Origin of the sequence: Polaribacter staleyi (assembly GCF_038024045.1) — a bacterium.
Taxonomy (GTDB): Bacteria; Bacteroidota; Bacteroidia; order Flavobacteriales; family Flavobacteriaceae; genus Polaribacter; species Polaribacter butkevichii.
This window is the reverse complement of the sequence record NZ_CP150665.1, coordinates 3,504,081-3,518,964: the sequence shown is the minus strand read 5'-3', so window position 1 is coordinate 3,518,964 and position 14,884 is coordinate 3,504,081. Positions and strand designations below refer to the sequence as shown.

13 protein-coding genes and 2 tRNA genes are annotated in these 14,884 nt (G+C 31.4%); 12 read left to right on the top strand and 3 right to left on the bottom strand.

The annotated features are described in order from the left end of the window. The first annotated feature begins 21 nt into the window (after positions 1-21). The 6 genes from purH to rodA all read left to right on the top strand — a co-directional run bounded on the left by purH (position 22) and on the right by rodA (position 7,141). Entirely contained in the window at positions 22-1,548 is a 1,527-nt protein-coding gene (purH, locus tag WHD07_RS14650) for a bifunctional phosphoribosylaminoimidazolecarboxamide formyltransferase/IMP cyclohydrolase (protein WP_343329015.1), read from the top strand. 77 nt (positions 1,549-1,625) lie between these two features. Then, positions 1,626-2,654, top strand: coding sequence for a rod shape-determining protein (locus tag WHD07_RS14645; protein ID WP_105050289.1), 1,029 nt, complete (start codon positions 1,626-1,628; stop codon positions 2,652-2,654). 19 nt (positions 2,655-2,673) lie between these two features. Beyond that, positions 2,674-3,498 carry a rod shape-determining protein MreC gene (mreC, locus tag WHD07_RS14640; protein ID WP_343329014.1) on the top strand — a complete coding sequence of 275 codons (825 nt, stop codon included), beginning with the start codon at positions 2,674-2,676 and terminating at the stop codon, positions 3,496-3,498. Continuing rightward, entirely contained in the window at positions 3,491-3,994 is a 504-nt protein-coding gene (mreD, locus tag WHD07_RS14635) for a rod shape-determining protein MreD (protein ID WP_343329013.1), read from the top strand. Before mreC ends, mreD begins: the two co-directional genes overlap by 8 nt. After that, complete coding sequence (gene mrdA / locus WHD07_RS14630; protein ID WP_343329012.1) at positions 3,994-5,880, top strand: penicillin-binding protein 2; 1,887 nt, start codon at positions 3,994-3,996, stop codon at positions 5,878-5,880. Before mreD ends, mrdA begins: the two co-directional genes overlap by 1 nt. Beyond that, entirely contained in the window at positions 5,861-7,141 is a 1,281-nt protein-coding gene (rodA, locus tag WHD07_RS14625; protein WP_343329011.1) for a rod shape-determining protein RodA, read from the top strand. Before mrdA ends, rodA begins: the two co-directional genes overlap by 20 nt. A gap of 244 nt (positions 7,142-7,385) precedes the next feature. Here the strand turns inward: rodA and rpsT are convergent, their stop codons facing one another. Further along, entirely contained in the window at positions 7,386-7,637 is a 252-nt protein-coding gene (gene rpsT / locus WHD07_RS14620; protein ID WP_343329010.1) for a 30S ribosomal protein S20, read from the bottom strand. 38 nt (positions 7,638-7,675) lie between these two features. Continuing rightward, a tRNA-Glu gene (locus WHD07_RS14615) sits at positions 7,676-7,747 on the bottom strand. Positions 7,748-8,223: 476 nt separating this feature from the next. Here WHD07_RS14615 and WHD07_RS14610 point away from each other — a divergent pair. Both WHD07_RS14610 and WHD07_RS14605 read left to right on the top strand, forming a co-directional pair. Next, a complete protein-coding gene (locus WHD07_RS14610) occupies positions 8,224-8,574 on the top strand; it encodes an ISAon1 family transposase N-terminal region protein (protein ID WP_343329009.1) in 351 nt (116 codons plus the stop codon). Continuing rightward, positions 8,561-9,550: an ISAon1 family transposase gene (locus WHD07_RS14605; RefSeq protein WP_422897657.1), complete on the top strand. Its 990-nt coding sequence runs from the start codon at positions 8,561-8,563 to the stop codon at positions 9,548-9,550. Before WHD07_RS14610 ends, WHD07_RS14605 begins: the two co-directional genes overlap by 14 nt. A gap of 182 nt (positions 9,551-9,732) precedes the next feature. On the opposite strand, the gene WHD07_RS14600 is transcribed toward WHD07_RS14605, so the two are convergent. Continuing rightward, a tRNA-Asn gene (locus WHD07_RS14600) sits at positions 9,733-9,809 on the bottom strand. Between the two features lie 188 nt (positions 9,810-9,997). On the opposite strand from WHD07_RS14600, the gene WHD07_RS14595 reads away from it, so the two are divergent. From WHD07_RS14595 to WHD07_RS14580, 4 genes are all read left to right on the top strand, one after another. Next, a complete protein-coding gene (locus WHD07_RS14595) occupies positions 9,998-12,730 on the top strand; it encodes a 2-oxoglutarate dehydrogenase E1 component (RefSeq protein ID WP_343329007.1) in 2,733 nt (910 codons plus the stop codon). Positions 12,731-12,915: 185 nt separating this feature from the next. Beyond that, positions 12,916-14,130 carry a 2-oxoglutarate dehydrogenase complex dihydrolipoyllysine-residue succinyltransferase gene (gene odhB, locus WHD07_RS14590; RefSeq protein ID WP_343329006.1) on the top strand — a complete coding sequence of 405 codons (1,215 nt, stop codon included), beginning with the start codon at positions 12,916-12,918 and terminating at the stop codon, positions 14,128-14,130. Positions 14,131-14,367: 237 nt separating this feature from the next. Continuing rightward, positions 14,368-14,583: a hypothetical protein gene (locus WHD07_RS14585; RefSeq protein WP_343329005.1), complete on the top strand. Its 216-nt coding sequence runs from the start codon at positions 14,368-14,370 to the stop codon at positions 14,581-14,583. Beyond that, positions 14,583-14,879, top strand: a complete 297-nt coding sequence (locus WHD07_RS14580; RefSeq protein ID WP_343329004.1) for a type II toxin-antitoxin system RelE/ParE family toxin — start codon at positions 14,583-14,585, stop codon at positions 14,877-14,879. The genes WHD07_RS14585 and WHD07_RS14580 overlap by 1 nt, the downstream gene beginning before the upstream one ends. Positions 14,880-14,884: the final 5 nt, after the last annotated feature.

Below are 14,884 nucleotides of genomic sequence, written 5' to 3'. Positions count from 1 at the left end.
CGCTTAACAACACAACACTAAATGAGCACTTCAAAAACAATTAAATCCGCATTAATTTCGGTATTTCACAAAGATGGTCTAGAACCAGTTGTAAAAAAATTAAATGAATTGAATGTAACCATCTATTCTACAGGTGGAACAGAGAAATTTATTAAAGATTTAGGAATCAACGTAATTCCGGTAGACGAGGTTACCTCTTACCCATCTATACTTGGTGGTAGAGTTAAAACATTGCATCCAAAAGTTTTTGGAGGAATTCTTAACAGACAAGACAACGAAAGCGATGTTGCAGAGTTAGCAGAATATAATATTCCACAAATAGATTTAGTAATTGTAGATTTATATCCATTTGAAAAAACAGTTGCTTCTGGAGCATCTGAACAAGATATTGTTGAAAAAATTGATATTGGAGGAATCTCTTTAATAAGAGCAGCTGCAAAGAATTTTAAAGATACTTTTATTGTTTCTTCTATGGATCAATATGATGGCTTTTTAAATATTATTTCAGAAAACAACGGAGAAACAACAATTTCTCAAAGAAAGAAATTTGCTGCAAAAGCATTTAATATTTCTTCTCATTATGACACTGCTATTTTTAACTATTTTAACGAAGATGAGATCGTTTATAAAACAAGTGAACAAAACTCTAATGTTTTACGTTACGGAGAAAACCCTCATCAAAAAGGATATTTCTTTGGAGATTTAGATGCTATGTTTGACAAACTACATGGTAAAGAATTAAGTTACAACAATTTATTAGATGTTGATGCTGCCGTAAATTTAATTGGAGAATTTAAAGGAGAAGCACCAACTTTTGCAATTTTAAAACACAATAATGCTTGTGGTTTTGCACAAAGAGAAACCTTAAAACAAGCTTACGTAGATGCTTTAGCAGGAGACCCTGTTTCTGCTTTTGGTGGTGTTTTAATTGCAAATACAGAAATAGATAAAGAAACAGCAGAAGAAATTCATTCTTTATTTTGCGAAGTTGTAATTGCACCTTCTTTTTCTGAAGAAGCATTAACAATTTTAAAAGGAAAGAAAAATAGAATTATTTTAATTCAAAAAGACACTGCATTACCTACTACAACTGTAAGAACTTGTTTAAACGGTTCTTTAGTTCAGGATAAAGATAGTATTACAGACAAATTAGCAGATTTAAAGTACGTTACTAACAATAAACCAACTCAAAATGAGTTAGATGATTTGTTATTTGCTTCTAAATTGTGTAAAAACACAAAATCGAACACTATAATACTTGTAAAAAACAAGCAATTACTAGCAGGAGGAACAGGACAAACAAGTAGAGTTGATGCTTTAAACCAAGCTATTGAAAAAGCAAATTCTTTTAAATTAGATTTAAACGGATCTGTAATGGCAAGTGATGCTTTTTTCCCTTTTCCTGATTGTGTAGAAATTGCAGATAAAGCAGGTATAAAAAGTGTTATTCAACCTGGTGGATCTATCAAAGACCAATTAAGTATCGATTATTGTAATGAGCATAATTTATCTATGGTTATGACAGGAACAAGACATTTTAAACATTAATGATTAATATGTAATTTACACTCAGAATTTTAGTAAGTTTGTAAGGTTACATCAAAAATAAAACACAAAGATATTTTATGGGTTTTTTCGATTTTATGACTGAAGATATTGCGATTGATTTAGGAACCGCAAATACTTTAATAATTCACAATGGAAAGGTGGTTATTGATAGCCCTTCTATTGTTGCAAGAAATAGGATTACTGGAGAAATTATTGCAATTGGAAAGGAAGCCAATTTAATGCAAGGAAAAACCCATGAAAATATTAAAACAATCCGTCCTTTAAAAGACGGAGTTATTGCAGATTTTGAAGCTTCTGAGCAAATGATTAAAGAATTTGTAAAACAAATTCCATCTATCAAAAAGAAGTTATTTCCACCAGCATTAAGAATGGTTATTTGTATTCCATCAGGAATTACAGAGGTAGAAAAACGAGCTGTTCGTGACTCTGCTAAACACATGAATGCCAAAGAAATCTATTTAATTTACGAACCAATGGCTGCTGCTATTGGTGTAGGTATAGATATTATGGAACCTAAAGGAAACATGATTATTGATATAGGTGGTGGTACAACAGAAATAGCTGTTATTGCTTTAGGAGGTATTGTTTGTGATCAATCTGTAAAAGTTGCAGGAGACTTGTTTACAAATGATATTATGTATTATATGCGTACGCAACACAATTTACATGTTGGAGAAACAACTGCAGAAAAAATAAAAATTACCATTGGTGCCGCTACAGAAGATTTAGAAACTCCACCAGATGAAATGTTGGTTCAAGGTAGAGATTTATTAAGCGGAAAACCAAAACAAGTACAAGTTTCTTATAGAGAAATTGCCAAAGCATTAGACAAATCTATTTTAAGAATTGAAGATGCCGTTATGGAAACTTTATCTAAAACGCCACCAGAATTAGCGGCAGATATTTACAACACTGGTATCTATTTAGCAGGAGGAGGTTCTATGCTAAGAGGTTTAGATAAACGTTTATCTAGAAAAACAGATTTACCTGTATATGTAGCTGAAGACCCGTTAAGAGCTGTAGTTCGTGGAACAGGTATTGCTTTAAAAGAATTAAAAAAATACAAAAACGTATTAATGAAATAGTGTTTTTTAAGTTCTAACAATGCAACAGATTATCTATTTTTTTCAGAAGTTTAAGTATTTTCTGTTTTTTTTATTGTTAGAGCTCATTGCGCTAACATTTACTTTTAACAACCTTAATTTTCATAAGAGTAAATTTGTAAATTCTGCAAATAATATTACAGGTGGGCTTTACACTACTCTAGCTAACTCTACAGAATACCTAGGGTTAAAGACTGAAAATGAATTTTTATCGATAGAAAATACAAAGCTTAAAAATCAATTAGAAAAAAATAATTTGTTTTTTTCTAAGGATTCTATGATTGTAGATTCTTCTAAATACCATCAAAAATACACTTATACCCAAGCAAAAATCATCAATAACAACTATTCGAAATCTTTTAATTTTTTAACCATTAATAAAGGTAAAAATCAAAAAATAGACAAAGAAATGGCTGTAATAAATAGCAGAGGTGTTATTGGTATAACAGAAAATACTTCTAATAATTACACAAGAATTCAATCTATTTTAAATAAGAATAGTAAAATTAATGCCCGCTTAAAAAATAGTAATTACTTTGGAACCTTAGGTTGGAATGGAATCGATTATAAAACAGTGCAACTTTCTGACATTCCTAGACAAGCTCCATTAAAAATAGGAGACACCATAGAAACCGATGGTAAATCTACAATATTCCCAGAAGGAATCCCTATTGGAACCATTTCTAAAATAAACCACGGTAATACCGCAGACAACAAAGTAGACGTACTACTTTTTAACGACATGAGTAATCTTGGTTATGTTTATATCATTAGAAATTTAGATAAAGAAGAGATACAATCTTTAGAAAACATAAGTAATGAATAAAAGTATTAATCAAATTTTATTTTTTTTATTCTTGCTGTTTTTGCAAGTTTTAGTCTTAAATAACATTAATTTTTTAGGCTACATAAATCCATATCTATATATAGCGTTTGTATTTTTATTCCCTGTAAAAGAAAATAGATTTACCTTCTTATTTGTTGCTTTTCTTCTTGGATTATTTGTTGATTTTTTCTCAGATTCAGGAGGTATCCATGCGTTTGCAACCTTATTTATAGCCTACATTAGACTGTTTTTTATAAGAGTCTATTTTAGAAAAATGCCTGCAGACTACCCTTTCTTTACCTTAAAATCAGAATCTTTTGGTAAAGTTTTTAACTATGTAGTAACTTTAACAATAATTCATCACCTTATCTATTTTTCTTTTGCTAATTTTAGCTTTCTAAATTTATCAATGGTATTTTTTAATACATTATACTCTAGTGTATTTACGTTGATATTATTTTTTCTAGGAACCTATATTTTCACCAAAGACGAATAATGAAGAGAAGTTTTTTACTCTATTTTTTAATTACACTTATTGGTATCATTTTTATTGGAAGGCTTTTTCAACTTCAAATAATTAGAGGAGATAGTTATGACCCAATACACAATTCTGCGGTAAAAATCGAGTACGATTACCCAGAAAGAGGTTACGTATATGACAGAAACGGAAAACTTTTAGTAGCCAACCAACTCTCTTACGATGTTATGGTTCAGCCTAACCAAGTTAAACCTTTAGACACTATAGAATTTTGTAATCTATTAAAAATAGACAAAGATGATTTCTTAAAAAGGTTTCATAAAGCAAATAATTACGCCCCTTATTTGCCTTCTGTTTTTTTAAAACAATTAGCAAAAGAAGATTTTGCTTTTCTTCAAGAGAAACTACATAAATACACCGGCTTCTTTATTCAAAAAAGAATTATTAGAAAATACCCAATAAATGCAGCTGCAAATGTACTAGGATATATTGGTGAAGTAAATGAAACGTTAGCCAAAGAAAATCCTTATTATCAACCAGGAGAATTAATTGGAAAAGACGGAATTGAAAGACAGTATGAAGATTACCTAAGAGGCAATAAAGGAACAAAATATCTACAAAGAAATAATTTAAATAAAGTCACAGGCTCTTATTTAAACGGAAAACTTGATACTTTACCAGAAAACGGAAAAGACCTTACCTTAACTTTAGACATAGAATTACAACGCTATGCTCAAAAATTAATGAAAGGTAAAAGAGGTGGTATAGTTGCTATAGAACCTGCTACCGGAGAAATATTAGCACTCGTAACCGCACCTTCTTACGACCCCAATATGTTGGTTGGTAGAAAACGATCTAAAAACTCAATACTACTTTTTAACGACACCATTAGCAAACCCTCATACGATAGAGGCTTATTGGCTACCTATGCCCCAGGTTCTCCTTTTAAAATGATGAATGCCTTAATAGGTCTTCAAGAAGGTGTTATTACAGAAGAAACGGGTTTTAAATGCTATCATGGTTTTAAATACGGAAACAGAGCAGGTGCTTTTATGGGATGTCATTGCGGAATTGTAGGAAGACCCATAAAACTAAAAACAGCTATTGCAAAATCTTGTAACACCTACTTTTCTAACACGTATAAAAGAATTGTAGAAAAAGACAACACCCCATCAGAAGGATTAGATACCTGGAAAAAACACATTAGCAGTTTTGGTTTGGGTAATTATTTAGGATACGACTTACCGGCAGGAAGCCCAGGTTTAATACCGAGTGGGAAATATTATGATGGTGTCTATAAATACCATTGGAATGGCTCTACAACAATATCAAATGCAATAGGACAAGGTGAAGTACTAACAACTCCTATTCAATTAGCTAATTTTACCGCTGCAATTGCCAACAAAGGCTATTTTTACACACCACACGTATTAAAAGAAGTGAATAAGAAACCTATAAAAGATTCTACATATACCGTTGCAAAACACACAACCATAGACAAAAAATATTTTACTCCGGTTATTGAAGCAATGCATGAAGTTTTTAAAACAGGTACAGGAAAATACAACCAAGTAGAAGGTATTGAAATTTGTGGAAAAACAGGTACTGCAGAAAACTTTATAAGAATTGATGGTCAAAAAATTCAACTTCCAGATCATTCTATATTAGTAGCTTTTGCCCCAAAAGAAAACCCTAAAATTGCTTTAGCTATTTTTGTCGAAAACGGAGGTTATGGTTCTACCATTGCCGCTCCTATCACCAGCCTACTCATTGAAAAATATTTAACTGGTAAAATTTCTAAAGCAGATAAACATAGAGAGCAACGCATGTTAAACTTAAGTTTAGAAGATATTTACGCCAAAATAAATCAAAAACCAAAAGACATTGCGACAGGAACGAAATAACATATTTGCAGAAATCGATTGGATTTTAGTTTTTTTATTCACCATACTTGTTGGTTTTGGATGGATGAACATATATGCTGCATCAAAAACAGAAGAAAATCATCAGATATTAGATTTTTCAACAAAATACGGAAAACAAATTCTTTGGATAACCTTAAGCGCACCACTAATTGTTATCATCCTTTTTTTTAATTCAAAATTCTACGAAAAATATTCTAGTTTCCTCTACATTATCTCATTAATAATATTAATCCTTCTATTTCCACTAGGAAAAGAAATAAATGGTGCAAAATCTTGGTTTAGCTTTGGAGGCATGAGTTTACAGCCCTCTGAGTTTGTAAAAGCCTTTACCGCCCTTGCTGTTGCCAAACTATTAAGTGATAGACAATATAATTTAGGATTAATTAAAAATCAAATAAAGGCTTTTATAATTATTTTTACACCTGCACTTTTAATTACTTTACAACCAGATGCAGGTTCTGCTTTAATTTATCTAGCTTTCTTTTTTGTTTTAAATAGAGAAGGCTTAACACTTAACTACATCATTTTCGGATCGTTATTTATACTTCTTTTTATTTTAACAATTTTATATGGATATCTTTCTGTTTTATTGTTCTTGTTCATTATAATTACAATGGCATTTATTTATGCTATTTATAAAGGTGGTAAAAGATTTCTCCGTTTTAATTGGTACAAAGTTTTAGCCATATATGTAATTACAACTCTTTTTACATTTGGAACAGACTTTGCGTACAATAATATCTTTAAACAACACCATAGAGATCGTTTTGAAGTATTATTAGGTTTAAAAACAGACAAAACAAATATCGGTTATAATTCTTATCAATCTGAATTAACAATAAGTTCTGGAGGGTGGGCAGGTAAAGGTTTTTTAAAAGGAGATATTACCAAAGGAGATTTTGTGCCCGAACAACACACCGATTATATTTTTAGTACTGTTGGTGAAGAATGGGGTTTTTTAGGAAGCAGTCTTGTTATTATTTTATTTATGTTGATGATGTATCGAATCATATACTTATCAGAAACTCACAATAATAAATTTGGAAGAATATACGGCTACAGTGTTGCCTCCATTCTCTTTTTTCATGTTATAGTAAATATAGGAATGGTTATTGGCCTATTACCAACAGTTGGTATTCCGCTACCCTTTTTCAGCTACGGAGGTTCTTCTCTGTGGGGTTTTACAATCTTACTCTTTATCTTTATTAGATTGGATGCGCACAAAAACTACGATTGGTAAAAGATAGAAGTTAAATGAGCTTGTTTATATAAATACCTTTTAGTTTTGTTATCACCTCAAAATAGTAAGAATTAAAAACAAAGTTCTTATTTTTTATATACCCCATAACTTTTTGTATCGATCCTTAAAACCAATAAATTTAAGACTTGATTATTAATCACAAACCTGTTTCTTTATTTAAATTTATAACAAAAAAAAACTCTGAATATAAATTCAGAGTTTTAAATTTTAAACCAATAAAATCTTACATAGCAGCAACGTGCTTTGTTAATTTAGATTTTAAATTAGCTGCTTTGTTTTTATGGATAATGTTATTCTTAGCTAACTTATCTAACATAGAAATAACTTTACCTAATTTAGTTTCTGCATCCTTTTTATCTTCAGAAGAACGTAAATCTCTAACAGCATTACGAGTAGTTTTATGCTGATATTTGTTACGCAACCTTTTAGTTTCGTTACTTCTAATTCTCTTTAATGCTGACTGATGATTTGCCATAACTCTTAATTTATTTAGTTTTTTATATTAAAACTTTGTAGTCCGTACGGGAATCGAACCCGTGTTACATGGATGAAAACCATGCGTCCTAACCCCTAGACGAACGGACCATAACAACTAACATATCATTTAATTGCGGGTGCAAATATACAAAGTTTTTTAATTCCTGCAAGTAAACTTTAAAAAACATAACTATTTTATTTAAAATAATTAATTAAGAATTAAAAATTAGTGTTTAAAAAACAGTTTAACTTACCTTTAGTTAAATATCATGAAATATATTTAACTAAAAACCAATAGATTACCTATTGATGTAAAAATAACAATAGAATTACTAGTGAGTTTGATACTTTTAAAAAAAATAGTCAGTAAAAAGACTATTTGTATAGCTGTTGTTGCTAATTTCGATTTGGTATCCTAAGAAATCTACAAAAACAACACAAACATCAGGTAGGCAACTTTAGCAAAAGGAACAAAGTGGCTTACTTTTCTTAAAAATACAGAATTATCCGTTTTTATGGGTCAAGTCAAAAAGTTGTGGAGTAAATTAAAAAGCATGAACTTTGCTTTCTAATAAACCTCTATTTTGGATACTTCAATTGAACTAACAAAACTATTATTACCAGAAATTCTTGTTGACTATTTTAAATTAACGAAACACGAAGTTAAAAATGGAGAACTTCATTTCTATTTTACAGAATTAAATACAATTCCAGAAGAATTTAAACCCCTTAAATTAAGCTCTAAAGGCTTTTTCCCAGAGGCTACGGTGCAAGATTTTCCAATACGTGGTAAAAACGTTTTTCTACATGTTATTAGACGACGTTGGGTTGAAGAAAATTCTAAAAAAGTAGTTACAAGAAATTGGCAATTAGTAGCAAAAGGCACTAGAATAACTAGTGAATTTGCTGCTTTTTTAAAAGATATCAGTCAGTAATAACGCTACTAGCGCTAGTACTGTAGCTAATTTCTACGGGGTAAATCCCAGAAGTTTACAAAGACAGTATAAGGATTATTTAAGTGATTTTAAAGCTTGGGATCAACAGAAGCACGCAACAGATTGGTTATTGTTTGCAAAGAATTTAGGGACTCACTTATCACTTGATGAAACTGCCTTTTCTAACGGTGATTTATATACCATAATAACAAATAAATTAGCTAAAGGAAAGAAAGGCGCAATAGTAGCCATGATCAAAGGAACTAAAGCTGAAGTTGTCATAAAAATACTTCATAAAATTCCTTTAAAACACAGGAAGAAAGTTATGGAAGTAACCTTGGATATGGCGGGAAATATGGGGCTTATAGTCAAGAAATCCTTTCCAAACGCTGCCTTAGTAATAGACCGTTTTCATGTGCAAAAATTAGCCTTAGATGCACTGCAAGAAATAAGAATTAAACATCGATGGGAAGCGATTGATACTGAGAATGATGCCATTGAAAACGCCAGAAGTAAATCTTTAAAATACAACCCAAAACTATTACCTAATGGAGATACACTCAAACAACTATTAGCTAGAAGCAGATATCTATTATATAAATCAAGTCGTAAATGGACTAAAAATCAATCTATAAGAGCAGAAATACTGTTTGAAAAATATCCGGATTTAGAGAAAGCATACAAGTTATGCCAAAATCTATCTTGGATATTCAATAACACTAAAGATAAAACATCAGCACTTATAAGACTTGCTAAATGGGATGAAAAAGTAAGGCAAGCAGCGTTTAAAAGCTTCAATACTATAGCTAGAACAATGTCCATACATTACAAAAACATCTTAAACTATTTTGATAATCGAAGTACTAATGCTTCTGCAGAATCATTCAACGCTAAAATTAAAGCCTTTAGAGCACAGTTTAGAGGCGTCAGAAATGTGGATTTTTTCTTATTTAGACTTAGCACTATTTTTGCGTAATCCTTAAATCCCACAACTTTTTGACTTGATCCATTATCCGTTTTTATATCAACCAGAATATTTACATAAATACAACTGTTTGGTTCTGATCCTTGAATTGAAGCATACTAAAGTTAAAAAAAAAGAAAAACATGAAGATAAATTACAAAAAAAAAGTCTTATCAATTAAGATAAGACTTTTTTGGCTCCCCCTCTAGGACTCGAACCTAGGACCCTCTGATTAACAGTCAGATGCTCTAACCAACTGAGCTAAGGAGGAGTTTGCTTCGCAAGATTTGCGATTAGCGAGTGCAAATATACATCTTTTTTAAACTTTCGCAACAATTTTGAAAAAAAAATAAAAAAAATATTTTGTAGAATATTTAAGAAAAAAAAATAACCTTTTATTTCAAAAATTGTATTTTTGCTATTACGTATAGCTTATTTTACAAAAGCACAAACTACAATATGGATAAATTTTCGTTTTTAAACGCAGCACACACAGGCTTTATAGCTGATTTATATGATAAATATTTAATAAACCCAGATGCCGTAGAGCCAAGTTGGAGAAGCTTCTTTCAAGGTTATGATTTAGCAAATGAAAATTATTCTTTAAAAGAAGAAACAGTTTCTTCTGAAATACCGAATGAAGTACGTAAAGAATTTTTTGTTTTAGATTTAATCAATGGATACAGAACACGTGGTCATTTATTTACCAAAACAAATCCTGTAAGGGATAGAAGACAGTATCAACCTACATTAGATATCGAAAACTTTGGCTTGTCCGAAAACGATTTAGATACCGAATTTTCTGCAGGAGAAGTATTAGGTTTAGGTAAAACTACACTTAAAGAAATTATAAAAAACTTACAGCGCATTTATTGTGATTCTATTGGTGTAGAATACATGTACATGCGTAATCCTGAGAAATTAAAGTGGTGGCATGATCGTTTTAATAAAAATGACAACCACGCTAATTACTCTATAGAAGCTAAAAAATATATTTTAGGAAAACTAAATCAAGCTGTTACTTTTGAAAGTTTTTTACAAACTAAATATGTAGGTCAAAAACGTTTTTCTTTAGAAGGAGGAGAAACTTTAATTCCGGGTATAAGTGTTATTTTAAGAGATGCCGCAGAAATATACGGAGTTAAAGAATGTGTTTTAGGGATGGCACATAGAGGTCGTTTAAACACCTTAGTAAACATCTTTAAAAAACCTGTTAGAGATTTATTTAGTGAATTTGAAGGGAAAGATTTTGAAGATGAAGATATTGATGGTGATGTAAAATACCATTTAGGTTTAACACTAAGTAAAACCTATAGAGATGGTAACGAAATTAAAATGAATTTAGTTCCAAACCCATCTCACTTAGAAACAGTTGCCGCAGTTGCAGAAGGAATTACCAGAGCAAAAATTGATAGAAAATACGATGGAGACTCTAGTAAAATATTACCAATTATAATTCATGGTGATGCAGCTATTGCTGGCCAAGGTATTGCTTATGAGGTTACTCAAATGGCAAAACTAAATGGTTATAAAACGGGTGGTACCATTCATATTGTGGTAAATAACCAAATTGGTTTTACAACTAACTATTTAGATGCGCGTTCTAGTACATACTGTACAGATGTTGCAAAAGTAACTTTATCGCCTGTTTTACACGTTAATGCAGATGACACAGAAGCTGTTTGTCATGCAATGGAAATGGCTTTAGAGTTTAGAATGAAGTTTAAACAAGATATTTTTATCGATTTATTAGGCTATAGAAAATATGGTCATAATGAAGGTGATGAACCTCGTTTTACGCAACCTAAATTATACAAAGCAATTTCTAAACATAACAACCCTAAAGATATTTATGCTGCGCAATTACTTGCAGAAGGCTCTATAGATGATTCTTATGTAAACGAAATTACTACGGAATTCAAACAAATGCTTGAAAAAGAGTTTGAAGAAGCTAAGAAAGTAGAAAAATCTATTGTTAGAGAGTTTATGCAATCTACTTGGGAAGGATATGAGCGTGAAGATTTAGATGCCATGTTGCTTACCAACGACACAAAATATGATGAGGATAAATTAAAAAATATTGCAAAAGTAGTTTCTACAGTTCCTCAGAATGTAAAATTTGTTAGAAAAGCAGAACGTATTTTAGCGGGAAGAGCTAAAATGGTTTTTGAAACCAATAATTTAGATTGGGGAATGGCAGAAACTCTTGCCTACGGAAGTTTGATGGAAGAAGGATATAATGTTCGTATTTCTGGACAAGATGTAGAAAGAGGAACTTTTTCTCACAGACATGCTATTTTACGTGATGAAATTACAGAAGAACGTATTAACTTACTAAATACAAACCCTCATAACAAGGGACAAATGACGATTTATAACTCGTTATTGTCTGAATACGGTGTATTAGGTTTTGATTATGGTTACGCCATGGCAAACCCAAATACCTTAACTATTTGGGAAGCTCAGTTTGGAGATTTTTCTAACGGAGCTCAAATAATGTTCGACCAATATATTTCTGCAGCAGAAGATAAATGGAAGTTACAAAACGGAATTGTTGTCTTATTACCTCACGGTTATGAAGGTCAAGGATCTGAGCATTCATCTGCAAGAATAGAGCGTTATTTACAATTATGCGCCATAGATAATATGACCGTTGCTAACTGTACTACGCCAGCAAATTTCTATCATTTATTGCGTAGACACATGAAACGTACGTATAGAAAACCATTAATTGTATTTACGCCTAAAAGTTTATTACGTCACCCAAAAGCAGTAAATTCAATTCAAGATTTAGCTACTACTGAATTTCAAGAAGTTATAGACGATACACTAGCGCCTAAAAAAGTAAAGAAACTTGTTTTCTGTATGGGTAAATTCTATTATGATTTATTGGAAGAAAGAGAAAATTTAAAGAGAGATGATATTGCTTTAGTAAGAATAGAGCAATTATTTCCACTACATTTAGAGAAGATTCAGAAAGTAATCGATAGATACCCTAATGTAGAAGAATATATATGGGCACAAGAAGAACCAAGAAACATGGGAGCTTGGAGTTATATGTTAGAGCGTTTTGAGTTGGTTAAACTAACGGTTCGTTCTCGTAAATACTACGCAGTTCCTGCAGCTGGTTCTAGTACAAGATTTAAAAAACGTCATAAAGCTGTTATAGACAGTGTTTTTGACAACGAGTAAGCGCGTTAAGGATTGAAACGGCATCCTTTTTTCTGTCAGTTCGAGTGAATTTACTTTTTTGTAAATTTGTATCGAGAACAGAAGAAAAAAGATATAGTGGAAAGCCTGTTAAAACGCCCAAATAATAAAAGAAAAATTAAAATTAAAAGCTGAAAATAGTTCAGCATAAAGTAAAACAAGAACTGATGATTTTAGAAATGAAAGTTCCTTCTCCGGGAGAATCGATTACAGAAGTAGAAATTGCAACGTGGTTAGTCGAAGATGGAGATTACGTTGAAAAAGATCAACCTATTGCAGAAGTAGATTCTGACAAAGCAACCTTAGAATTGCCTGCTGAAGAAAGTGGAATTATCACTTTAAAAGCCGAAGAGGGTGATGCCGTTGCTGTTGGTGCAGTTGTTTGTTTAATAGACACAAGTGCTGCAAAACCAGAAGGAAGTTCAGCCAGCAGTGAGCAGTCGCAGTCAGCAGTAAAGGAAGAGCCAAAAGCTAAAAGCGAACAGCCTAAAACCGCAACATATGCAACCGGAACAGCATCTCCTGCGGCTAAAAAAGTTTTAGCAGAAAAAGGAATTACTGCATCTGCAGTAACAGGAACAGGTAAAGCGGGTAGAATTACCAAAGATGATGCTGTAAAAGCAGTACCTTCTATGGGAACGCAACCTGCTAGTGGTTCTAGAGGAACAGAACGCAAGAAAATGTCTATGTTACGTAGAAAAGTTGCAGAACGTTTAGTAGCTGTAAAAAGCGAAACGGCTATGTTAACTACTTTTAACGAAGTAAACATGCAACCAATTTTTGACTTACGTACAGAATATAAAGAAGCTTTTAAAGCAAAACACGGTGTAGGATTAGGCTTTATGTCTTTCTTTACGTTAGCGGTTGTTAGAGCTTTAAAATTATTTCCAGATGTAAACTCTATGATTGATGGAGATTACCAAATTAAGAACGATTTTCAGGATATTTCTATCGCCGTTTCTGGACCAAAAGGTTTAATGGTTCCTGTAATTAGAAATGCAGAAAACTTATCTTTTAGAGGTGTAGAATCTGAAGTGAAACGTTTAGCAATTAGAGCTAGAGACGGTCAGATTACTATTGATGAAATGACTGGTGGGACTTTTACAATCACTAACGGTGGTGTATTTGGTTCTATGTTGTCTACGCCTATTTTAAATCCTCCTCAGAGTGGAATTTTAGGGATGCACAACATTGTAAACAGACCAATGGCAGTAAATGGCGGAATTGTAATTCAGCCAATTATGTACGTTGCTTTGTCTTACGATCATAGAATTGTAGATGGTAGAGAATCTGTTGGTTTCTTAGTAGCTGTTAAAGAGGCTTTAGAAAACCCAGTAGAATTATTGATGGACAACAACCCAGCAAAAGCATTAGAAATGTAGTCAAACATTTTGACTTATAAATATTAAAATCCTGAGCTTTTGCTTGGGATTTTTTATTTGTAGCTATTTCCCGCTTTCGCTACTCGCTTTTTTTTCGTCTCTCAAAAAAGAGCTCAAACAAACCGCTCAATCAGGGCTAAAACTGTTTGGCGGCTTTATTTAAAGTACGTAAACGAGTGTTTTACCTACTGCTTATAGTTAAATAATTTTCTTATATTTGATAGAAAACAGAAAGTTATGAAAACAATTTCTTTTGACGAACCTATTAATATTTCTAAAAGTCATTTTAAAACTTTAGAAGATTTTCAGCTATATATTGTTAAAAAACTTCAGAAATCAGAATTAAGTGACGCTCATCAAGAAATTCTAGATGGTCGTATTTTAGAGGCAAATGAAAACCCTGAAAATTATATTTCTTTAAATGATTTAAAATCTAACATTAAAAGAAAATAGTGTTTCAACTTAGAATAAGGGGTTTAGCTCAAAATGATATTCAAGAAATAGTTGATTACTATGAAACTAAAACATCAAAACGAATAACCGACTGTTTTTTAGATAATTTGTATATTGAATTACAATTCATCAAAACCAAACCTACTTCTTTTCAATTAAAACATAAAGATACTCGTGTAAGATATATTAAAAGTTTTCCTTTTGGTATTCATTATAGAATTAAAAATAAAAACATTATTGAAATTTTGGCCGTTTTACACACAAGTAGAAATCCCAATATTTGGAAAAACAGGTAGTTTTT